The sequence below is a fragment of the Larkinella punicea genome (assembly GCF_003334855.1).
In the GTDB taxonomy this organism is placed as follows: domain Bacteria; phylum Bacteroidota; class Bacteroidia; order Cytophagales; family Spirosomataceae; genus Larkinella; species Larkinella punicea.
The window spans coordinates 18,651-39,444 of record NZ_QOWE01000039.1; the positions used below are offsets into that span (position 1 = coordinate 18,651).

Below are 20,794 nucleotides of genomic sequence, written 5' to 3' on the forward strand. Positions count from 1 at the left end.
GCCAGTTCTCACGGGCGGGTTCTTCACTTTAGCAGTAAGTCGATTCTTTAGCGGCTAATCAGCAAGCGTCTGGTAACAATCTGCTTGGCAGTCTGCAACTGAATTAAGTACAAATTGGCTCCATCCGAACTCAGATCGACGGTTTCGCGCTCCACTTTGCCCGTGCCAATGGTGGGTTTTTGCCAGATCGAACGACCCATCATGTCCACCACCTGTAAATCCGCCCAGCGATCGGCTTCCACCAAATACCGGATTTCGACTTTTCCCCGGCTGGGGTTTGGACTGACCGTCAGTTCCATGCTTAACTCGACGCGCTCGTCAATCCCCTGCCGGCTGCCATTGGGGCAATTCAGAATTTTGGGTGACCATTTCAGGGTGAAATTGCCCCCCGGCACCCGGCCACTGATCGAGTGGTTCTGCCCATCCTTGAGCGAAGCCGGCACCGTAAAGCTGTAGCCGTGGATTCCGTTGCCCTTGTTGGCATTTTTCAAATCCTGCCGGAAAATATTGGCATCGACCGCGCCTACTACCGTATTCCCATCCAGGAATTCAAGCGCAATCGGGGTGTTGGGTCGGTTTCGATCCCAAACCCAACCCTGAATGCTGGTGCAATTGACCACATCGAGGTATCCTTCATAATTGCCTGGTCCGCTGCCGCCACTGGTGGGCGGGGGAGTCGTGCCTCCGCCGGTACCGACCGTCAGGGTGAGGGTGGTGGAAACCGGCGAATTCTGGCTGTCTTTGGCTGAATAGGTGAGCGTGAAGGTGCCACTCACGGTCGATGTTCCGGAGATAACCCGGGTTCCGGCATCGAAGTTGACGCCGTTGGGCAGTCCCGTCAGGGTGTAAGTCAACGGATCGTTTTCGGCATCGGTAAAGGCGGGCAATGCACTGGCCGTGAAGGCGACGCTAATGGTGGCCGACAGGGGTGAGATGCTCGCGGGAGCCACCGGAGCCGCATTCGCTGGCGGTGTTCCGCTTCCCGCACAATTGATGATTTTCGGCGAATCTTTCAGGGTAAACTCGGATCCGACCACCCGCGCCCAGATGGTCTGGTTCTGACCATTTTTGATGCTTTCCGGCATGGGAAAATCAAACCAGTGTATCCCGTTTCCTTTGCCGGCATCCAGCAAGTGCTGTTTGAAAACGTCGGCAGCAATGGAACCCAGCGACGTACCGCCGACAATCGAAGCACCGACGAAAAACTCGACCGTGACCACCGCATTGCCTTTGGCCCGCTCCCAGGCCCAACCCGAAATCGTGCTGCAACTGACCTCCTTCGCCAGATAGCCATCGAAATTACCCGCCGGTGCCGGTGGGGGGGCGGTGCCGCCAGCCGCAACGGTCAGCGTAATTGTCATGTTTTCGGTTACGTTTCCGTCGTTGGCTGCATACGTCAGCGAGAAGGTTCCCTGCTGGGTGGGCGTTCCGGAAATGACGCGGGTGCCGGTGTTGAAACCCAGTCCTGATGGCAATCCGGTGAGGGTATAGCTCAGCGGATCGGTATCGGTAAAAGCCGGTAAGGTGGACGAATAGGCGACGTTAACCGTGGCCGACAGGGGCGAAACCGCCGGGGCTGCCGGAGGAATGTTGACTGGTGGCGTGCCTCCTCCCGGGTTGACGGTCAGCGTCAGCGTGGTCGGAACCGGGGCATGCTGGCTGTCCTTCGCCGAATACGTCAGCGTGAAAGCCCCCTGCTGCGTCGGCGTTCCGGAAATCACGCGCGTCATGGCATCGAACGACAGGTTGCCGGGTAAGCCCGTCAGCGTGTAGGTCAGCGCATCGTTCTCGGCATCGGTGAAAACCGGCAGCGCACTGGCCGTGAATCCCACGTTGACCGTAGCCGACAGGGGCGAAACCGCCGGGGCTACCGGGGCCGCATTGGCGGGTGGGGTTCCCGTTCCCACACACGTAATGGTTTTGGGAGCCCATTTGAGAATGAACTCCGAACCGACGACCCGCGCCCAGATTGTGTGCGTCTGGTTGTCCTTGAGCCGTTCCGGCACCACAAAGCTGTAGCCGTGAGCGCCATTGCCTTTGTTGGCATTTTTCAGATCCTGGCGGTAAATATTGGCCACGGTCTGGTCGATCACCGTTGAAGCGGGCACGGTGGCCCCGTCCAAAAACTCGATGGTGATGGGGGTGTTGGGTTTATCGCGGTCCCAGATCCAGCCCGAGAACGTCGAGCAATTGACGACATCGAGATAGCCTTCAAAGCTTCCGGTGACTACCGGGGGCGGATTGCCGGTTCCGGCGGCTACGGCCAGGCTGATGGTCGTGCTTTCGGTGACTTTTCCATCGTTGGCTGCGTAGGTGAGAGGGAAGGTTCCCTGCTGGGTGGGCGTACCGGAGATGACGCGGGTGCTGGCGTTGAAGCCGAGTCCCGACGGCAATCCGGTGAGGGTATAGCTCAGCGGATCGGTATCGGTGAAGGCGGGCAGGGTCGTCGAATAGGCAGCATTGACGGTTGCCGAGAGGGGCGAAACGGTTGGCGCAGCCGGTGGCACGTTGGTCGGCGGGTTGTTGGTTTCGCTGATGATGAGCGAAAAGACAAGGCTGGTTTTAGCCCCCGGCTGATCGGTGGCGGTATAGGTGAGGCTAAACGTTCCGGTCGTGGCCGGTGTCCCATTGACGACCCTTGTCGAGGGATTGAAGGTCAGGTTTTGGGGCAGTCCCAGGAGTTCGTAGGTCAGGGGTGTGCTTTCGGGGTCGGTGAACGCGGCCAGTGCTGCGGAGGTAAAGGGCGTGTTTACAAAAGCCGACAAAGACGAAACGGAGGGCGGGATGGGTGGCAGGTTGGCGGGTGGGATTCCGCTACCGGCACAGTTGATGGTTTTGGGAGCCCACTTGAGGGTAAACCCGGAATTCTGCACCCGCGCCCAAATGGTGTGGTTCGTGCTGGTTTTAACGCTTTCCGGGATCGGGAAGTTGTACCAGTGTTCGCCGTTTCCTTTCCCCGCATCTTTCAAATGCTGCTGAAAGACGTTAGCCACGACAGACCCCAGCGGAGTACCGTCGGCAATGGAAGCTCCATCGAAAAATTCGACCGTAACGGGGGCGTTGGGGTTGGTACGGTCCCAGGCCCAGCCCGAAAGCGTGCTGCAATTGACTTCCTGCGTCAGATACCCATCCAGGTTCGCCGTCGGTATGGTGGCTGTTCCATTGACCGTCAGTGTTACCAGGGTCGTTACCGCCGGGTGCTGGTTGTCCGTAGCGGAATACGTGAGCGAATAAGTGCCCGTAGCGGTTGGGGTGCCTGTAATGGTTCGGTTGGCAGCATTGAAATTCAACGTGCCGGGCAAACCCGCCAGCGAGTAAGTCAGCACATCGCCTTCCGGATCGGTAAAAGCCGTGAGCGCATTGGATGTGTAAAGGACATTCACCGTGGCCGCATTGAGCGAAAGCGTGCCGGGAATCACCGGAGGCTGGTTGCCGGACGGAGCGGCCGAGGTGGTTACATTGGCCGTGTTGCTGTTGCCTGAACTGTTTGAAGCCGCATCCCGCGCTACCACATAAAAGGCGTAAGCGGTGCTGGGACTCAGTCCCGCAACGGCAAAGGTTGTACCCGAGACCAGGTTGGTATTGATTTTTGTCCCACCCTGGTAGACATCATAGCCGGTTACGCCCACATTATCCGACGACGCGTTCCAGTTCAGTTGCAGTGACGTGGCCGTAATGTTGGAAGCGGCCAGACCGGAGGGGGCCGAAGGATTCTGCGTATCCGGCGTTGAGGGGGCATTGTTGGTTACCATAAAAGAGCGCTCGACCGGCTGCGCGTATTTGTACTGACCGTTTCCGTGTTGGGTGGCCCGGATCGTTACCCGGCCAATCCCGCCCGTTAACCGAACCTGGCCATTTTCGATGACGGCGGGGCCATCGGCCACATACAGGGAAATCGGTAAACCGGACGTGGCCGAAACCGGGGGCCTGAATGTCGGGGCGGTGGGAGCTTTGTCGCCAATCGGATCAAAGGTGATGGATTGTTGCTGACCCGAACAGTTCAGGTAAACGTATTTGGTGTATGTTGTTGTCAGACCGCCCCCATCGGTAACGTCCAGAACCAGGCCGTACCAGTAGCTGGCTTCACCATCACAGTCGCCTTCCGTCAGCGTTACCGTCCCGGTTGGGCCGTTGAAGATAGACACCGAATGCCGGTGGTCATTGTGGTAGAGATACACGTTCCACTGGTATTTCAACTGATCCGCCGGTGTCTGGCTGTCCGTCGCCGTCGCATTCAGGTTGATTGTTTGCGGCAGCGAAATAGAGTTGTAGCCGTCGACACTGGTGGTTTGAATGGTCGGGGGCGTGTTGTTGAGCGAAATAACCGTCTGCGTGGTGTTGCTTTTTCCCTGCGCATCCGTCACTTTCAGCGAAACATTGTAGGACTTTTGGCCGCCGAAGGTGAAGGTTTTGGCCGGCGGGTTTTTGGTCAGGTTTTTGGAACTGCCATCGCCAAAATTCCATTCATAACTCAGATCGGTTCCTTCCGGGTCATACGAATCATTGGCGGAGAAATTTACGACCAATGGACTGTTGCCAAACGTTTTATCCTGGGTGATGACGGCCGTTGGCGGTTGGTTGGTGGTGAAGGCAAACTGACGAACCAGCGATTTTTCGCCCAGCGTAACGTAGTAAATGTTCCGGTCGTAGGGGTTGAATGCCATCCCCACAATCCGTTCCGAAAAGGGCGTGACAGTCATTTTCGTGGCCATTTTAAAGAGACTCCCCGCTTCCGGATTTTCGTCGTGGCCAAATTTGGCACCCGCAATCCAGCCGGTTCCGTAGTCGGCAAAGTAATACGTGTCCTGAAATTCTTTCGGGTAATTTCCTCCGCCTTCGTGCCAGACTCCTCCGATGATGCAGTTTCCTTCGAGTGGCCGTTTGTCGGCGCTAACGACGGTGTTGCCCTGAATGATTTCCGTGTTCTTATTCTCCCGGTATTGAATCCGGGGCTTGATGGGGTTGGCCGGTTTGAAAACTTCCGTTTTCCAATAACCGATCCGACCCTGAGCGTGGCCTTCGTAGTAGGGCCAGCCGAAATTCTGGCCTGGTGCCGACACCACATTCAACTCTTCCCAGGACGAAAAGCCCACGTCACCGACGTAGAGAACACCCGGATTTCCGCTGGATGGATCAGGATTGCCCGTATTGGGCCGTACCGACATTTTAAAGGCTTGCCGGAAACCGAGCGCATACACCCGGTTCTGGGCCAGTTTCAGGTCCGAACCGGCGCCTTTGTAGAAGGGGTTTGAAGGGTAACCTTCTCCGTTTTCCGGATTGATTCGCAGGATTTTACCGCAAAGTGAAAACAGGGCTTGCGAGCGATACGCTCCGATGTTTTCCGTAATTCGATCCGGGCTATAGGTGTTACAGCCGCCGTATCCGTCCGACGGAATGGTTTTAATGATTTTTCGGTCGATGGCCTGTAGGTACCAGGTCGTATTGTTACAGCCGATGTCGACCTCCACAAAGCTGGCGGCATCGCCCGTGCCCAGCAGAATACTGCCATCGGTTCCGGTGGTTAGCCCACCGCCGGCGTGTGAAGCGGTAACCACCGGAATCCCGTCCTCCAGGGTTTCGCCAATCAGGATTTTCCGGCTGGCCGGATCGACCTTGTACTCATTGTTGGGATTGACCGTATACCGAACCAGCCGACCAATGGTCGCGACATTATCGGTTGACTGGTTGGCTTGATAACCCGGCTTGCCGACATTATCATACCAGTATATATCGACGGTATAGTAAACGAAAAACCGGCCATTCGTCAAAAAGTCGCGGTCCAGCGTAAATCCCAGCAGGCCGTGGTCGCCATATCCGGCCACTTCTTCCTGAATATCCAGAATAACCGTGGCCTTGGTCTCGCCCCTTTTGATCCGGTAAACCAGTCCATACCGGCACGCAACATACAGGTTGCCGGCTTTATCGAAGACCAAATTGGTGGCGGCTTTGAAACTGACAGCGGGATTCGGAGCGGGGGTAACGGAGTTAATGTAATCCTTGTCTTCCATGTTTATTCCCACTTGCCCATACCCGATCAGCGACAGGAATACAGACAATATCAGAGCAGCACAGGTACGTGAAGTAAAGGAGTTGAGCATAGAAAGATGAGTTAATAAATACCAATAGGCACCTCAGCCAGAAAGCAGGACAAATAGAAGAATCTTAATATTTTGGAAAGATAGCTAACAAAAATTGGGCCGCAAAACTTGAAGTTACTTTAACTTAGTATCCGGTTATCCATAATCACCTCAATATAATCATGTTTTAAGCTGAAATTGACTGCGTTAATGGATTTTATAAAGATAAAATATGGTTTTTTCGTGAGCTGTCAAGCGATTTAATGGCAGTGCAGTAACATGCTTTAAATTGGGTAGTAAAGGACTTTATCCATCCCGAATCGTGTTGTATTTTTACGAACTGCCAAACTCGCCAAACCATTTTTGGCCGGTTTGCGTTTGGCAAACAAACCTTAAAAACCGTGGTGGTGTCGCCCGATGGAAACCCGTCGCCAGAATAACTTTATGACGCGTCGCCGGGAGCCCAAGCGCTTCATGCTGTGGCTGTGCATTGCCGCCAGTGTTTTCAGTTTTACCGTCCTGCTGCTGGCTTACATCGCCCGCAAAGTCAGTTCCGACTGGCGTGATGTTCCCCTGCCAACGGTTTTTCTGGCCAGCACGGGCGTTATTCTGGCCAGTAGTCTGACGTTGCACATTGCCAACGGTGCTTTTCGACACGAGCGGTTTACGCAATACCGGCTGTATCTGGGTACGACGCTTTTTCTGGGCACCCTGTTCGTGGTGCTGCAGGTGCTGGGCTGGCGGGAATTGATGCTGAAGGGCGTTTATCTGCAAACTACCCCATCCGGCAGCTTCCTGTTTGTGTTGTCCGGGCTGCATCTGCTGCACATTGTGGTGGGCTTAATTTTTCTGTCCATTGCGTTTGCCGAAGCGATGCGCCGAATCCCGTATGTCGAAGCCTTTGTCTACAGTGTTAATCCACCCAACCTGCTAAAAATCAGGTTGTTTACGCTGTTCTGGCATTTTGTGGATGTGCTGTGGCTGTGCCTTTTCCTGTTTTTACTCTATCACCACGGTGTATAAATCTGAAACCGGTACATGAAGTTCGAACGAATCCAGCCGCCAGCCTGCCTCAAAGACTATGTCCGGTACTTCTGGATTCTGGAAAGCAGCGATACCGATCGGGCTCCGAAAACCTTCCTGCCGCTGGCCGACGGCTGTCCGGGTCTGCTGTTTCAGGAACCCGACCGGGGCACTTTTTACGGCCCGATGCAGCAGAAGTTACCCGGTATTTTTGTCTACGGCCAAACCGTCAATACCATCGAGCTGTATTCGGTGGGCAACGTGCGGATGATCGGCGTCTATTTCCGTCCCGATGCGCTGAACTCCATTTTCGGGCTCAATGCCAGCGAGTATACCGATACCTGCCTGGATCTGAATGCGTGGGCCGAAGAGCAGGGCGTTTCTTTGCTGGAACAACTGGTCGCCATCCGTTCGGCGGTGGGTAAAATCGAGCGGTTGTCGGCCTATCTGGTTGACCAGATCAAACGGAATACGGCTCGTCCGGATGCCTTGATTCCGTATGCCGTGGCCCGGATCATCCAGTCGAAAGGAACGGTTTCGCTGAAAGAACTGCAAAAAACCGCCCACCTCTCGGAGCGGAGTTTCGAACGAAAGTTCAACCAGCGCGTGGGGATTTCGCCAAAAGTTTTTTCCCGGATATGCCGGTTTCAGGCTTCCCTGAGTCAATTTCGGGCCGATGACTTCAACCGGCTTTCTGACATCGCCTTCGATAATTTATATGCCGACCAATCGCATTTCATCCGGTCCTTCAAGGAATTTTCCGGTTTTGCTCCTAATCAGTTCCAAAAGCGGTCGCTCGAATTAGTCGAAAACTTCCCCCAGTTGATTCACTAGCCCGCTGTCGGTTTTGTTCTATTTTTTGCTGGCCAGCCGCCCTAGCTTTGTCGAAAAAAAGACCAAAATGATGAGCAAAGACATTGAAAATCCAGCTCAGAAAACGCTGGTATTGGGTGGTACAGGCAAGACCGGCAGCCGGGTTGTCCAACGATTAACGGAACGCGGCTGGCCGGTTCGCATCGGGTCGCGCTCGGCGACCCCCGCCTTCGACTGGCTGGATGAAGCCACCTGGGGGCCGGTTCTTCAGGGCGTCGGTGCGGTTTACATCACATTTCAGCCCGATCTGGCTGTTCCGGGGGCGGTTGCCAGCATTCAATCGTTTGTCAAAACGGCCGTGGAAACCGGCGTTCGGAAACTCGTGTTGCTGTCGGGGCGCGGTGAACCGGAAGCCGAAGCCTGTGAGCAGATCGTGATGAACGCCGGGGTTGACTGGACGATTCTGCGGGCTAGCTGGTTCAACCAGAATTTCAGCGAAAGCTACCTGCTGGAGCCGATTCTGGCGGGTTATGTCACCCTCCCGGTTGGTAACGTAGCAGAACCGTTCATTGATGTGGACGACATTGCGGAAGTGGCCGTTGCCGCTCTGACGGAAAATGGGCATACCGGCCAACTCTACGAACTGACCGGCCCCCGGTTGCTGACGTTTAAAGAAGCAGTTGGAGAAATTGCCCGGACAACGGGCCGATCCATTCAGTATGCGCCTGTTTCGATGAGCGCGTATGCGGCCATGCTCCAAGAATACGGTATTCCGGAAGCGTTTGTGGCGCTGCTGACCTATTTATTCACCGAAGTGCTGGACGGCCGGAATGCCAGTCTGGCCGATGGCGTCGAGCGGGCGCTGGGTCGGAATCCTACCGATTTTGCGGAATACGTCCGAAAGACCGCAATCACCGGTGTCTGGAATCAATAAAGTCGTCATGAACTTAAAGCTTCATAGAATTCCAGGCCCTATGACTGATTTCCAGGAACGGGGCCATTTATCCCGTAGGGATTGTACAGCGAAGCGTCGGTAGCAGATTAGGTTATTCCATGATTCATGTGCCGTCAGGTACACAATAATTTGCAGCTTGGTCGAGTACCTGATGGCACGCGCGGGTGATTCATGATTTGGGTTGTACCGACGCTGCGCTGTTGAACCCCTGATGGGGTTAAAAAGCACCCTGACAGGGTCTTTCGACCGCTGTCAGGGTGCTTTTTAAGTAGAAAAAATCTTTCAACGGAACCGCAGCATTACGAATCCGTATTTTTAAAAACCATCAACAGTTTCAATTTGACCTTTTCATCGACCGGAACCATCATCAGAGACGGTTTTTCCACTTTGTAGTCGGACAAATTGATGTCGAATTCTCCTTTGATGGTCACCTGCGCGTTGTCGTCCTGCCGGGTTCCCTGAATAACGACCGGTTTGGTGACACCGTGGAAGGTCAGATTGCCTTTAACGGTCAGATTCGCCCCCTGATGCTGTACATCATTGCTGGTGAAGGTCACTTTGGGGTATTTCAACGCTTCCATTTTTTCCAGCGCGTGGGAGTCGCGGTTGGTGTTATCGCTGTCGAAGCTGGACACTTTGGTGGCAGCCGCTACGCTCTCGATCTTGTTGGCGTCGTCGATCACCATCACGCAGGCCACATCGCGGCTGACGCCTTCAAAACTGTGCATGGGGTGCGACATGGCGTAGGTAATCGTCGATTTGGCCCGGTCGGCCATCAACTTCCGTTTGGCCGGTGCAGGCGAATGATCCGGTTGGTGAAACGCCACCAGTCCGGCGCTGACGAGCAATATCCAACCCGTCAGCTTTTGGTATGAAAAAGCAGTCATCGTAGTAATCCGGCGTGAAATGAGTGAACTTACTTGAGTTTGATGGCGATGATAGCGGCCGCATACGCTCCAAACGTGGTGTAGGCGGCTGCCCGGTGGTAGGGCTTCAAGTCGGCATTGCTGCTTACTTTACGAGCCAGGATGTTGGTGGCCACCATGCCCGTCAGGTGAACAACGGCCAGGGCGCGGTGCAGCTTGATCGAACTGAATCCGCGTTTCCGGCTGGCGGTGGGCAAACCCGGTGGCGAGGTGAGCGACAGCAAAGCTGTGGTGCCATACGAAAAGTTGATGACCGTAGCCATTGTTTCGTGCTGCTCCTTGATCCGGGAATAATCCAGTCCTTTGGCGTTGTAGAGTTTCGAACCCAGAATGCCCTGGGCCACAAAACCGGCCAGCGTGACAAATCCCAGAACCTGATGGCTTACCAGAAACGCCCGGCGGATTTTTAACTCCTTTTCACGGCCCTGGGGCGACAGCGGGGCAATGTTGGTGAGCCGAAGCAGTCCCTTCGGCCCCCAAAACGCCCGTTGCGTGAAAACCATCTTTTTAGGTAACAACTCCTGCGCATCCGATGTACTGTCGCCCAATTCCGCCAGCAGGTCGTTGGCGTCGGTCGGTTTAATGCTGGTATCAGCCGGCGTTTTTACGCGCGTCGAGTCCTGAGCCCAAAGTGGCCAATAGAGAATGGTAAGCAGGCAAACAATCAACAGATGCTTCATAGATCAGGCTTCAAATACGCGCAGACTGGTACCGGTTAGGGTTGTACTATACTTTTTCAGGCTGGCCTGGTTGGCTACAGCCGGAACGGTAACTTTACCCGTAGTGTCGAACACTGAACCGTGGTTGGGGCAATAAAAATTATCAACGGTGGGACGGTATGTAACCAGATTTCCCTCGTGTGTACAAATTTTTGAGAGGGCAATGTAGTCACCCGTCTTGATCTGGGCAATCAGAACATCGTCTTTATACACAAACTTCTTGGTGGCATCCTTCAAATCCGCATACGTACTGCTGTTGAGGTCAATCGTAAAATCGACTTTACCGGTGGGGGTGGGCGTTGGATCCGGATCGTCAGAACCTTTTGAACAGGAAGTCAGTGTTCCCATGCAGTAAAACGCCATCAATGCCGCACTGCTCAATCCCAGGCTCCGAAGGAACTCACTTCGTTTGATCGGTTCTTGTTGGTTGGTCTCCATAAATTAATGAGTAGGTTGTTAATTAATGTACATACAGTATTTACGACTAACGATTTGGCAACCGCAAAAAGTGTTGATCAAAGCCGGTAGCGCAACGAGAAAAATACGCCGGTACTCGTCAACCGGATTTTACCGTAGCCCAGTTTGGACAGCGGGCTTTTCAGGAAAGGTTCAACCTGCCAGGAAAACCGGCGCAGCGGGCCGTCGGAACGGAAGTTGCGTTCGTAGCCAATCGATACGTTGAGATGGCTAAATCGGTGAAAACCGGTGCTGCCCGACCATTCTTTGTATCTTGCCTGGGTGGGTGTGACCCCGGCGGGGTATTGGTATTGGTAATATTCTTTTTGCATGATGTACGAAGAAACCCCCGAACTGATAAACCACCGTCGCCGGTCGTTCAGCATCACATCGAACCGCAGATTGACCGGAATGTCGAGAACCGTACACACTGCCCCGACACTTTCGTACTTTGGTCCATACCAGTGAGCCGGTTTAGCGTAGTCCGACGCCGGGGCCGTGTATTTTTTGACGGATCGCAGCACACCACTTTGAATCGTCAATCGCCGTAAAAAACGGTATTCGGCCAATACACCTATTTCAAAGTCTCCGGCGGCCTGACGGCTTTTTCCCACAAAATTCAGATCCGGGGCCGCAATGAACCGAACCGCTAGCGCGGGATACCCAATGACCGGAATCGCCGGGGCAACGACCCGGGGCCCAACCGGTGGGCGAACGGGTTCCAGATCCAGTTCCGGCAGTGACGGCAAAACCGGTTTTGCTGGCGGCCGGGCTGTGATGTAAGTCAAATTTCCCATCCAGTCGAGTGGCTCGCTTTCCAAAACCGGTGCCTCGGTTTCCCTTGGCTGTGCCAAAAGCGGTTCTCCGGGAACGACTGCCGAATAAGCCGGATCCTGGAAGTTGGGAACCGGTTGAGTCCGGCGGTTTTTTACGATCGGCGGAACGGCGGCATAGTCAGCGATTTTGGATAATCGGGTTCGGGTCAGCTTGCTTTTAGTTTCAGAAACTGCCGAAACCGTCTGATCAGCGTTCGTTGGGTTACCCGAAACCGTTGCTTCAGATCGTTTCCGTAGCGCGCGTGCCGTTTTCTCCGGCCGGTTTTTCAGAACAGAACGGTTTTCGTTCGTGGGTTTCAGGGATGGCGTTGTCATCGCCTTGCTACCGGACACTTCCGAAACGGATGGCCGCCCTGTAGAACCCGCGCCAGTTTCCGGCGTCGATTCCGCCCGGGCCGAAGCGATTTTTTCAGCCGGTTTTTCAGATAGCGTTTTATTACCAGCCGTTGCCGGATTCTCCTTTTCCGTTATAATAGCAGAGGATCGTCCGGTTCCTGGTGTCGAAACCGGCTCCGTCCGGATTCCTGTTTTTGACGCAGGCGGCCGCACTTCGTCCGGCGGCACCACCAGCGAAACCGTGGTCAGCAACAGCAATAACAGTGGCAGGCCCCAATAAATAAACCGGTAGAGAAACCGCGACCGATCGTCTTCGTCGAGACGTTGGCGCAGGCTGTTCCAGTCGTCAGCATTGTAAGGCGGTTCAAACTCCTCGGCTGACGACCGGAAGAGCTTATCCAGTTCGTCATCGGGAAGTTCTTGCAAACTCGCCATGGCATCTACGTTTTAATAATTGTTTCAATTGTTCACGGGCGCGCGCCAGATTTGATTTGGACGTCCCAATCGAGATAGTCAACTGACTGGCAATCTCCTCGTGGGTATAGCCATCAATGGCGTATAAATTAAAAACCATTCGGTAGGCCGGCGTCAGCAACTGGACGACTTCCATCAATTCCTCATAGCTCAGTTGGTCGAGTGCACTGGCCTCAACGTCTGGTAATTGGCCCGCCTGATCGATGTCTTCGTGGTACCGGTGTTTCAGATTCAGCCGGTAATAATCAAGAGCGGTATTGATCATGATCCGGCGCAACCACATCTTGAAAGGTACTTCGGCGCGGTATTGGTCCGAGCGGGTAAACACTTTCATAAAGCCATCGTTCAAAATCTCCACAGCCTCGTCCCGGCTATACGAATATCGCACACAAATTCCCATCGCATACCCATAGAACTGCCGGTAAAGCTGCTCCTGGCTTCTGCGATTGCCTTGCTGGCATTCCTTCAAGAGTCCGGCGATATCTGGGGAGGGAACGGTCATACGTCGGTTTTCAATCGTCAATACGTTGATCAGCGCAAATGGGTTGCGTCAATCGGGCAAAATAGTGGCGGTCTTCAGTGAGCAGTTCTCATTTCACATAGATTGGTAGAACAGAGCAAGATACAAAAAAAGCGAGAACTGACTCACCGAAGACCGCAACCGACCGATCAGGGCACCGGGGCAACCGGAGTGTCTTTATTGATGATGGGCCACACGCCGGGTTGTGGAAAACTGATGCCTTTGTTCAAACCGCGTTTTCCATTGTCCTGCTGAAAATAGTATAACGGCCAGCCTTTGAACGTCAACTGCTGGCGTCCGAAAACCGTAATGCTGCCAAATAGCGTTTTGTCGATTGTAGAAGGCACTTCTTTCAGCGTTTCTTCATACAAAGGCCAGACGGCGTTGTTGCTGAAGTCGGACTTGGTGAAGTTGTTCTTCATATTTTTGTCGTTTCTAAAACCGTACAACGTTCGACCCATCCCGTCAGTAAAATAAATCGTTTTTCCGGTACCTTCTTTGTAATCAGACGTATAGGATTTGCCATTGTGGCCCACCAACTGAGCGCTGGCGATCATGATGGAGTAGGTCGGTTTGGCAACAAACCAGGCATTGCTCACGTTTTCGCCTTTCACATCGCCCGATTTCGCGTCATCCTTAAAGTAATAGAGCGGCCAGCCTTTGTAGGTGGTCTGTTTCGCGCCATCGGCCCGGGTAAGGGTGCCGAAATCGGTGGCAGTCAGGCCGGCAGCCAGTTTGGGGGTTGCGCGGTAAAACACCGGCCAGTTGGTCAAACAGCCGCCGGTGCAGGTCGACGCCCCGGTGCTGTCGTAGTCATTGGAAAAGAAATAGAGCGTTCGGCCGGTTTCGTCGGTCATCACGTTGCCCAGCGAGGTGCTGGTCAGGTTGATGGCGGGTTCCGGGGGCGTTGGCGTGGCCTCCTCCGAATCGTTGTCACAGGACTGGGTTAGCGAACCGACAATAAGCAACAGGGCGACCACAGGGGTCGCAATCCATCTTGATTTCATAGCAAATAGATAGAAAGATTAGAATTGGAAAAGGTACCTGTCGAATCGATTCGCTGGCAGTACGGCTGCGGCTGGGAAAGGGTTGCGTGTCCGATAAAAAAGGACAAAAAAAAGCCCGCCATGACTGACGGGCTACACTAAACGATGGGGATTGTTAACCGACCTGATCGGTAAAATGACTGAGTTCGTGACCCATTTTGTCCCGTTTTGTTCGTAAATACACTTCGTTGTGCGGGTTGGGGCGAATATCGATGGGGACGGTTTCGACAATTTCGAGACCATAGCCCATCAGTCCCGCCCGTTTTTTGGGATTATTGGAAATCAGGCGGAGCTTGGTGATGCCCAGATCCCGCAGGATCTGCGCGCCGACGCCGTAGTCCCGGGCGTCCATTGGCAGGCCGAGTTCGAGGTTGGCTTCGACGGTATCGCGGCCCATTTCCTGTAATTTATACGCCTTCAGTTTGTTCATCAGCCCAATGCCGCGTCCTTCCTGAAACATATAAAGCACCAGACCTTTGCCTTCCTGTTCCACCATTTTCATGGCGGCATGAAGCTGTTCTCCGCAATCGCAGCGGCACGAGCCAAAAATGTCGCCCGTCACACAGGAGGAGTGGACGCGCACCAGCACGGGTTCGTTTTTCTCCCAGGTTCCTTTGATCAGGGCCAGGTGCGTGTCGTCGGTGTTGAGTTGTTTGTAGGCAATCAGTTCGAAATCGCCGTAGGCGGTGGGCATGTTCACCCCAATTTCGCGTTTGATCAGGCTTTCCTGCTGCAGCCGGTATTCGATCAAATCCTGAATACTGACCAGCCTCATGCCGAATTTGTCGGCCATCGTCCGCAGTTCAGGAAGCCGCGCCATCGTGCCGTCTTCGTTCAGCACCTCGATCAGCACGCCAGCCGGTTGCAAACCCGCGAGTTGGGCGAAATCAATGGCGGCTTCGGTATGACCCGCCCGGCGGATGACGCCCCCATCGACGGCCCGCAGCGGAAAAATGTGCCCCGGACGGCCCAGATCTTCCGGTTTGGTTTCCGGATCCACCAGCGCACGGATGGTTTTGGCGCGGTCGCTGGCCGAGATGCCCGTGGTGCAGCCATTGCCCAGCAAATCGACGGATACCGTAAACGGCGTCGTATGAACGGAGGTGTTGTTGCCCACCATCATTTCCAGCCCCAGTTCCTGGCAACGTGCTTCGGTGAGGGGAGCACACATCAGGCCCCGGCCTTCTTTAACCATAAAATTGACCATTTCGGGCGTGATTTTCTCCGCAGCGCAGATCATATCGCCCTCATTTTCCCGGTCTTCATCATCCACGACGATAATGATTTTTCCATCGCGAATATCCTGAATCGCGTCTTCAATCCGATCCAGCAGACTCCCGGGATTGGTATTATTATTGCTCATCATAAAGTGAAATGACTTAAGAAAATAGAAGTGAGACAAGAGATTATAGACAAGGAGTAAGAACCCATTTAAGGGTTTTAGTCTCTTGTCTCACTTCTTTATTCTCACGTCTTTATGAACATTGTTCCACAAAGATACGTTCGATACGCTAAATTTGTGTTTTGCGCGTTTTTATCTGGAATAGCACCTGTAGTTACGAAAAAAACTTTACCCTTGTGAGAGCAGTCAGGAAATGGTCAGCCGGTTTGGTAGGAATGGTCCGGCATCGGGCCCGGTTTTTCCTGCTGGGAGCCTGTTTTGTTCTGAGTCTACACACGTTTGCTCAAACAATCGACTGGTGTGTAACGCCCCCGACCAATGCGGGAAAAGGCAGTTTTAACGTATCGGCGAAAAAAGGGTGCGCTCCCATGACCGTGACGGTAAGTAACACCACCGGAATTCCGGATAACATTTTTCTCTACGTATACGACTACAAAGGTGGCGATCCGGTTGCCACCAAATCGGGCGTTGCCGCCACGACTTACACCTTTACGAAACCGGGTATATACAAAATATTGCAGTTGGGCAGTGTCGGAACCGGCTCCGTGGCCTGTCAGGAAATCGAGGTTCTGGATGCCACACCGCCCAATTTTCGGGCCTTTACCTGTTCCGACCGCCGGGTGCTGGTCGATATCGTCAACGATGCCGTGGCCAGCCAATACGACGAATTCATCATTGACTGGGGGGATGGAAGTCCTCGGCAAACCGTTCAGAAAACCGCCATTTCGGGACTGATTCACACCTATTCGTCGCAGGCAACCCGGACGATCAACGTGCAGGGTAATTACCGGGACATTGCCTGCGGGGGCATGACCCAACAGTCGGTGACACCCGGCGGCACCATCATGCAGCCTACCGTATCCAGTCTGAAAACCACCGGGACCACGGTTGTCCTGCAAATTCAGGTGGCGGCCAATCAGGTGGTTGTCGTCCAGAAAAAAAACGCATCGGGTACGTTCGAGAACACCACCACCACCCGAACCGGCAGTGGTTCGGTCAGCATTACCGACGTAACCAGCCATCCGACCTGTTTCAAAGTGGTATCGCAGGATGGCTGCGGCAACACTGTGGCGTCGGACGAAGTGTGCAGCATTGGGCTGGAGGTGGAAGCGAAAGATCAGCAGAATGCCGTGGTGTGGACGGTTCCCGGAAGCCCGGCCAATTTTCAGAAATATACCGTTTCCAAAAACGATGACGTCTTCCGCACCTTCACCAGCGTCGGCACGAGTTCCGTCACGGATTCGGAAGGGCTGAATTGCAACGAAGAGTACTGTTATCAGGTAACGGCGCTGGTGGGTACGACCGAAATCATCTCCGACCGGAAATGCGTAACGGTTCGTTCGTCGGCCATACCACCGGCTTTTTCAACGGTGCAGGTGTCGGTCAATGGCGATAACCGGGCCGATTTGCGGGGGTTGCCGCCCGTTCCAACTTCGCAGAGTCCGAGTTATAAAATGATCGTTTTCCGCCGGGATAATCCGGGCGGTTCGTTTGTGCAAACCGGCGAGGAAGTCGACCGGAACATTCACCAGGATGGCGGAGTGCGGCCCCAGCAGCAGTCGTACTGCTACCAGTTGGTGTATCAGAATGCCTGCGGGGTGTCGTCGGAACCGTCCAAAATGGTCTGCACGATTTTCCTGACTTCCCATTCCGCTTCCACCATCGACTGGACGTCCGATTCGCCGTTTGCGGACGAAGAAATCGACCGTTATATAATTGAAAAAATCGACGACAGCGGGGTGGTTTGGGAAGAAGTTTCCGTTGGTCTGCAAACATCCTATCGTCCTGCCAACGAGCCAGATAGCCAGCGTTTCCGGTTTCGGGTCAAGGCGGTTTCCAAATCCGGTTCCATCAGCTATTCCAATTTCTACACCTTCGTTCAGGCTTCCCGGGTGTTTGTTCCCGATGCGTTCAGCCCCAACGACGATGGCGTCAATGATTTGCTGGAAGTAAAAGGCAGTACCTATCTGGTGTCAATTCAATTAACGGTTTATAACCGCTGGGGGGAGGTCGTGTTTCGTTCCGAAAGTCGCGAAGGATGGGATGGGAAGATCAGTGGCCAGGCTGCTCCGGCCGGCACCTATGCCTATCGGGTCAGTGCAACCGATCAAAACGGTTTGAAAACAGAAAAGACCGGTCAGGTGTTACTGATTCGGTAGACTCCAGAGGAAAGACAAACGACAAAAGAATGCAGAAAGCGGGGTGGGCTGTTCATTCCTTGCTACCTTTGTTTAGACAATCCGATTGCGTTGTTGCTTTTCTCTTGTCTAGTATCTCACTTCTTTTTTCGTAAGTTATGTTCAATATGATGGATATGTTCGGCAAGGTAAAGGAGTTTCAGGCCCGCATGAAAGAAGCGCAGGCCAGCCTGAACACCATTACCGAATCGGGAGAATCGGGGGCCGGGATGGTTCGCGTGACCGTCAACGGGCTGAAACAAATTGTGCGGCTGAACATCGACCAGGATTTGATCCGTCCCGACGACCGGGAGATGTTGCAGGATCTGGTTGTGGCGGCCACCAACAAGGCTCTCGAAAACGTGGAACCGAAAATCAAGGCGCATCTTCAGAAAGCGACCGAGGGGTTGTTGCCCAATATTCCCGGTTTCGACCTGGGCAACCTGATGTCGTAAGGAATGGACGAGGTTGCCATCGTGATTCTGAATTACAACGGAAAATCCTTTCTTGAGCAGTTTTTGCCTTCCGTTCTGACGCACTCGGAAGATTGCCCGGTTTACGTTGCCGATAACCATTCTACCGACGATTCGCTGGCGTTGCTGGAGGGGAAATTTCCGTCCGTCCACCTGATCCGTCTGGCGGCCAATTTCGGGTATGCGGGTGGATACAACGTGGCGTTGACGCAGATCGACGCCACCTACCTTCTTTTGCTCAATTCCGACGTAGAAGTCAGTTCGGGCTGGCTGGCACCACTCGTGCAACGGATGAAAGCCAACCCCCGGATTGCGGCCTGTCAGCCCAAAATCCGGGCCTTCAAAAAACCGCATTTGTTTGAATACGCGGGTGGTGCCGGGGGCTACATCGATTACCTGGGGTATCCGTTTTGCCGGGGTCGCGTATTCGATACGGTCGAAGAAGACCGGCAGCAGTATGACGATGCGCGTGAAATTTTCTGGGCAACGGGCGCGTGTCTGCTCGTTCGGTCGGATGTTTTCTTTCGGTTGGGAGGGTTTGATCCCCGTTTTTTTGCCCACATGGAAGAGATCGACTGGTGCTGGCGGGCTAAAAATGCCGGTTACCAGATTTGGTATTGCCCCGAATCCACGGTGTATCACGTCGGGGGCGGAACCCTTCACAAATCCAATCCGCGCAAGACGTTTCTGAATTATCGCAATAGCCTGGCAATGCTTTACAAGAATTTGCCGACGGGTCACGTCTTTCTCAACATTCTGATCCGTCTGATTTTAGACGGTATATCCGGGGTGAGGCTTTTGCTGGCTGGGAACTGGAGGGATACACTGGCGATTTTGCAGGCTCACTTCACCTTTTACAGTTGGCTGCCCTACCTGCGGAAGCAACGGAATGCGCTGGCCGATCTGCGCAACAACCGGATTACCCACCCGCAGATTTATCCGCACAGCATCATCTGGCAGTATTTTGTAAAAGGCCGGAAAACCTTTCGGGAACTGTTGGGAGGGAAAGAATACTAACGAATAAGGCAGGTAAGGCTGGGGGTATCGCTTCTCTTTCTTCCAACCTCTTTTTTCTGCGTATTATAACTCCCAGATGGTCGGGTGATTATGCCGCCGGAGGTGTTTGCTCATTTCCATCCAGAAGGCCATAATCAGATACAGCACAACGGGCGATCCCAGCGTGAGACACGAGGTGTAGATAAAATAGAGACGAATGCTACTGGCCGAAATGTTCATCATCTCGCCTAGTTTGGTGCACACGCCAAATGCCTGACTTTCGACGAAATACCTGAGTTTATTCATAGTAGTAACGCTCCTGATAATCAGTTCTTAGCCATAAAGAGAAAAGGACGTCTGTCAAACCCGCTTCACAGCTTGCTTCGTTTACCAAAGATACACGGAACCAACTGGATCAACAATTGCAGTAACGAATTGTTTGTGCGACTTATTTAGCGGTAATCCTATTTCGTACAATTATCTCTTTAAATAAGGCAATTAAAATCGAAAAAAATTGTTTAAAAATTCGTAACAAATTTTGTTACTTTGTGTTTACTAAGGCGTTGTCTTATAAAAGTTAAGATTTTTTTGCTATTCAACAAAGTCAATGCATAGACGGTGTGTTCCATCCGTATCGCCCATTTCGTGTGTTAACCTGGAACCTGTTTGAAGACTTTTGTTAAGAATACTCCAGTCAGTAATGTTTTATTTTTAATTTTTTAAGTTTTATGCAAACAGGTGTTGTCAAATTTTTCAACGAGAGCAAAGGCTACGGGTTCATCGTCGAAGATGATACGAACCGTGACATTTTCGTACACATTACTGGCCTGAATGGTACCACCATTCGGGAAACAGACCGGGTCTCTTTCGAGGTAATCGAAGGGAAAAAAGGCCTTAATGCTGTGAAGGTTAAAAAAATTGAAGGAGCCTATTGAGAAACCACTCCTTCACAAACATAAAAACCCCGATCGTATGACCGGGGTTTTTGTTGTTTTAAGAGAGATGTGAGAGGTTAGACAAGAGAGAAAAGACAAGATGATGGGTAATGATTTTAGTCTCTATTCTCTTGTCTAACCTCTCACATCTCTTCTGTCTCATCCCACCGAAATAATCCGAATCGGCTTGTCGTTGAAAACCACTTCATCACCGGCTTTTGCGTGATTCAGTCGGACGCCGATGGGCGAAGCCGCCGAAACCGCAAAATAATCGGTTCGGTCCACGGTCATTTTTCCGGCGCTGATGGCAATGAAATAATTCCCCTGACTCGTCAGCACCAGACTGCCCGGCTGAACGATGGAATGGATTTTGCCCGCGTCGATACGGGCCAGTTCCTGCTCCAGCTTCCGGGCTTCGGCCAGTTGCTGGGCGTGGCGGTCGCGCTCGATCTGCGCCATCGCCCGACCGGTTTCATATTTATCGCCTGCACTGCTTTTTGACTCTTCGTTGGCGGCCGATTGTGCGGCTTCCATCGCGGTTTTGGCCGTTTCGATGCGCTGCTCTACGTACTGGCGGCAGTGGTCAAAAAGCGTTTGCTTGAGGGTGGCGGAATCGATCATCGGCGGTTT

Annotated in this window: 17 protein-coding genes; 7 read left to right on the forward strand and 10 right to left on the reverse strand. The window is 53.3% G+C overall.

Translation table 11 applies throughout. The features are described from left to right. Positions 1 to 47: 47 nt before the first annotated feature. The gene (locus DUE52_RS30930; RefSeq protein ID WP_165841070.1) at positions 48 to 6,056 is read right to left on the reverse strand and encodes a putative Ig domain-containing protein; all 6,009 of its coding nucleotides are present in this window, start codon (positions 6,054 to 6,056) and stop codon (positions 48 to 50) included. Positions 6,057 to 6,494: 438 nt separating this feature from the next. On the opposite strand from DUE52_RS30930, the gene DUE52_RS30935 reads away from it, so the two are divergent. From DUE52_RS30935 to DUE52_RS30945, 3 genes are all read left to right on the forward strand, one after another. After that, entirely contained in the window at positions 6,495 to 7,100 is a 606-nt protein-coding gene (locus DUE52_RS30935; RefSeq protein ID WP_229312367.1) for a cytochrome c oxidase subunit 3, read from the forward strand. 15 nt (positions 7,101 to 7,115) lie between these two features. Beyond that, positions 7,116 to 7,934, forward strand: a complete 819-nt coding sequence (locus DUE52_RS30940; protein ID WP_114410013.1) for a helix-turn-helix domain-containing protein — start codon at positions 7,116 to 7,118, stop codon at positions 7,932 to 7,934. Positions 7,935 to 8,001: 67 nt separating this feature from the next. Next, on the forward strand, positions 8,002 to 8,847 hold the full coding sequence (locus tag DUE52_RS30945) for an NAD(P)H-binding protein (RefSeq protein ID WP_229312368.1): 846 nt from the start codon (positions 8,002 to 8,004) through the stop codon (positions 8,845 to 8,847). Positions 8,848 to 9,167: 320 nt separating this feature from the next. Here the strand turns inward: DUE52_RS30945 and DUE52_RS30950 are convergent, their stop codons facing one another. The 7 genes from DUE52_RS30950 to DUE52_RS30980 all read right to left on the reverse strand — a co-directional run bounded on the left by DUE52_RS30950 (position 9,168) and on the right by DUE52_RS30980 (position 15,544). Further along, entirely contained in the window at positions 9,168 to 9,755 is a 588-nt protein-coding gene (locus tag DUE52_RS30950) for a YceI family protein (protein WP_114410014.1), read from the reverse strand. A 29-nt stretch (positions 9,756 to 9,784) separates the two neighbouring features. Further along, on the reverse strand, positions 9,785 to 10,474 hold the full coding sequence (locus tag DUE52_RS30955) for a hypothetical protein (RefSeq protein WP_114410015.1): 690 nt from the start codon (positions 10,472 to 10,474) through the stop codon (positions 9,785 to 9,787). A gap of 3 nt (positions 10,475 to 10,477) precedes the next feature. Beyond that, entirely contained in the window at positions 10,478 to 10,951 is a 474-nt protein-coding gene (locus DUE52_RS30960) for a QcrA and Rieske domain-containing protein (protein ID WP_114410016.1), read from the reverse strand. Positions 10,952 to 11,028: 77 nt separating this feature from the next. Next, positions 11,029 to 12,576: a porin family protein gene (locus tag DUE52_RS30965; protein ID WP_114410017.1), complete on the reverse strand. Its 1,548-nt coding sequence runs from the start codon at positions 12,574 to 12,576 to the stop codon at positions 11,029 to 11,031. Beyond that, positions 12,548 to 13,117, reverse strand: a complete 570-nt coding sequence (locus DUE52_RS30970) for an RNA polymerase sigma factor (protein WP_114410018.1) — start codon at positions 13,115 to 13,117, stop codon at positions 12,548 to 12,550. Before DUE52_RS30970 ends, DUE52_RS30965 begins: the two co-directional genes overlap by 29 nt. Before the next feature lie 167 nt (positions 13,118 to 13,284). Further along, positions 13,285 to 14,142 (reverse strand): hypothetical protein, encoded by an 858-nt coding sequence (locus DUE52_RS30975; RefSeq protein WP_114410019.1) that lies wholly within the window; start codon positions 14,140 to 14,142, stop codon positions 13,285 to 13,287. A 154-nt stretch (positions 14,143 to 14,296) separates the two neighbouring features. Further along, positions 14,297 to 15,544 (reverse strand): bifunctional 3,4-dihydroxy-2-butanone-4-phosphate synthase/GTP cyclohydrolase II, encoded by a 1,248-nt coding sequence (locus DUE52_RS30980; protein ID WP_114410020.1) that lies wholly within the window; start codon positions 15,542 to 15,544, stop codon positions 14,297 to 14,299. Positions 15,545 to 15,798: 254 nt separating this feature from the next. Here DUE52_RS30980 and DUE52_RS30985 point away from each other — a divergent pair, with 254 nt between their 5' ends. From DUE52_RS30985 to DUE52_RS30995, 3 genes are all read left to right on the forward strand, one after another. Then, positions 15,799 to 17,742 carry a T9SS type B sorting domain-containing protein gene (locus tag DUE52_RS30985; protein ID WP_114410021.1) on the forward strand — a complete coding sequence of 648 codons (1,944 nt, stop codon included), beginning with the start codon at positions 15,799 to 15,801 and terminating at the stop codon, positions 17,740 to 17,742. 137 nt (positions 17,743 to 17,879) lie between these two features. Beyond that, complete coding sequence (locus tag DUE52_RS30990) at positions 17,880 to 18,215, forward strand: YbaB/EbfC family nucleoid-associated protein (RefSeq protein ID WP_114410022.1); 336 nt, start codon at positions 17,880 to 17,882, stop codon at positions 18,213 to 18,215. A 3-nt stretch (positions 18,216 to 18,218) separates the two neighbouring features. After that, complete coding sequence (locus DUE52_RS30995; protein ID WP_114410023.1) at positions 18,219 to 19,250, forward strand: glycosyltransferase family 2 protein; 1,032 nt, start codon at positions 18,219 to 18,221, stop codon at positions 19,248 to 19,250. 63 nt (positions 19,251 to 19,313) lie between these two features. Here the strand turns inward: DUE52_RS30995 and DUE52_RS31000 are convergent, their stop codons facing one another. Further along, positions 19,314 to 19,535, reverse strand: a complete 222-nt coding sequence (locus tag DUE52_RS31000) for a PspC domain-containing protein (RefSeq protein WP_114410024.1) — start codon at positions 19,533 to 19,535, stop codon at positions 19,314 to 19,316. A gap of 422 nt (positions 19,536 to 19,957) precedes the next feature. Between DUE52_RS31000 and DUE52_RS31005 the strand changes: the two genes are divergently transcribed. Then, positions 19,958 to 20,164, forward strand: coding sequence for a cold-shock protein (locus tag DUE52_RS31005; protein ID WP_114410025.1), 207 nt, complete (start codon positions 19,958 to 19,960; stop codon positions 20,162 to 20,164). Positions 20,165 to 20,323: 159 nt separating this feature from the next. Here the strand turns inward: DUE52_RS31005 and DUE52_RS31010 are convergent, their stop codons facing one another. Next, positions 20,324 to 20,785, reverse strand: a complete 462-nt coding sequence (locus DUE52_RS31010) for a 3-oxoacyl-ACP synthase (RefSeq protein WP_114410026.1) — start codon at positions 20,783 to 20,785, stop codon at positions 20,324 to 20,326. Positions 20,786 to 20,794 lie beyond the last annotated feature (9 nt).

Coding starts and splice junctions, on each gene's coding strand:
- DUE52_RS31000 (WP_114410024.1), bottom strand. CDS start 19,535: ATGAATAAACTCAGGTATTTCGTCGAAAGTCAGGCATTTGGCGTGTGC.
- DUE52_RS30965 (WP_114410017.1), bottom strand. CDS start 12,576: ATGGCGAGTTTGCAAGAACTTCCCGATGACGAACTGGATAAGCTCTTC.
- DUE52_RS30995 (WP_114410023.1), top strand. CDS start 18,219: ATGGACGAGGTTGCCATCGTGATTCTGAATTACAACGGAAAATCCTTT.
- DUE52_RS31005 (WP_114410025.1), top strand. CDS start 19,958: ATGCAAACAGGTGTTGTCAAATTTTTCAACGAGAGCAAAGGCTACGGG.
- DUE52_RS30985 (WP_114410021.1), top strand. CDS start 15,799: ATGGTCCGGCATCGGGCCCGGTTTTTCCTGCTGGGAGCCTGTTTTGTT.
- DUE52_RS30945 (WP_229312368.1), top strand. CDS start 8,002: ATGATGAGCAAAGACATTGAAAATCCAGCTCAGAAAACGCTGGTATTG.
- DUE52_RS30950 (WP_114410014.1), bottom strand. CDS start 9,755: ATGACTGCTTTTTCATACCAAAAGCTGACGGGTTGGATATTGCTCGTC.
- DUE52_RS30980 (WP_114410020.1), bottom strand. CDS start 15,544: ATGAGCAATAATAATACCAATCCCGGGAGTCTGCTGGATCGGATTGAA.
- DUE52_RS30940 (WP_114410013.1), top strand. CDS start 7,116: ATGAAGTTCGAACGAATCCAGCCGCCAGCCTGCCTCAAAGACTATGTC.
- DUE52_RS30990 (WP_114410022.1), top strand. CDS start 17,880: ATGTTCAATATGATGGATATGTTCGGCAAGGTAAAGGAGTTTCAGGCC.
- DUE52_RS30955 (WP_114410015.1), bottom strand. CDS start 10,474: ATGAAGCATCTGTTGATTGTTTGCCTGCTTACCATTCTCTATTGGCCA.
- DUE52_RS30970 (WP_114410018.1), bottom strand. CDS start 13,117: ATGACCGTTCCCTCCCCAGATATCGCCGGACTCTTGAAGGAATGCCAG.
- DUE52_RS30975 (WP_114410019.1), bottom strand. CDS start 14,142: ATGAAATCAAGATGGATTGCGACCCCTGTGGTCGCCCTGTTGCTTATT.
- DUE52_RS30935 (WP_229312367.1), top strand. CDS start 6,495: ATGGAAACCCGTCGCCAGAATAACTTTATGACGCGTCGCCGGGAGCCC.
- DUE52_RS30960 (WP_114410016.1), bottom strand. CDS start 10,951: ATGGAGACCAACCAACAAGAACCGATCAAACGAAGTGAGTTCCTTCGG.
- DUE52_RS31010 (WP_114410026.1), bottom strand. CDS start 20,785: ATGATCGATTCCGCCACCCTCAAGCAAACGCTTTTTGACCACTGCCGC.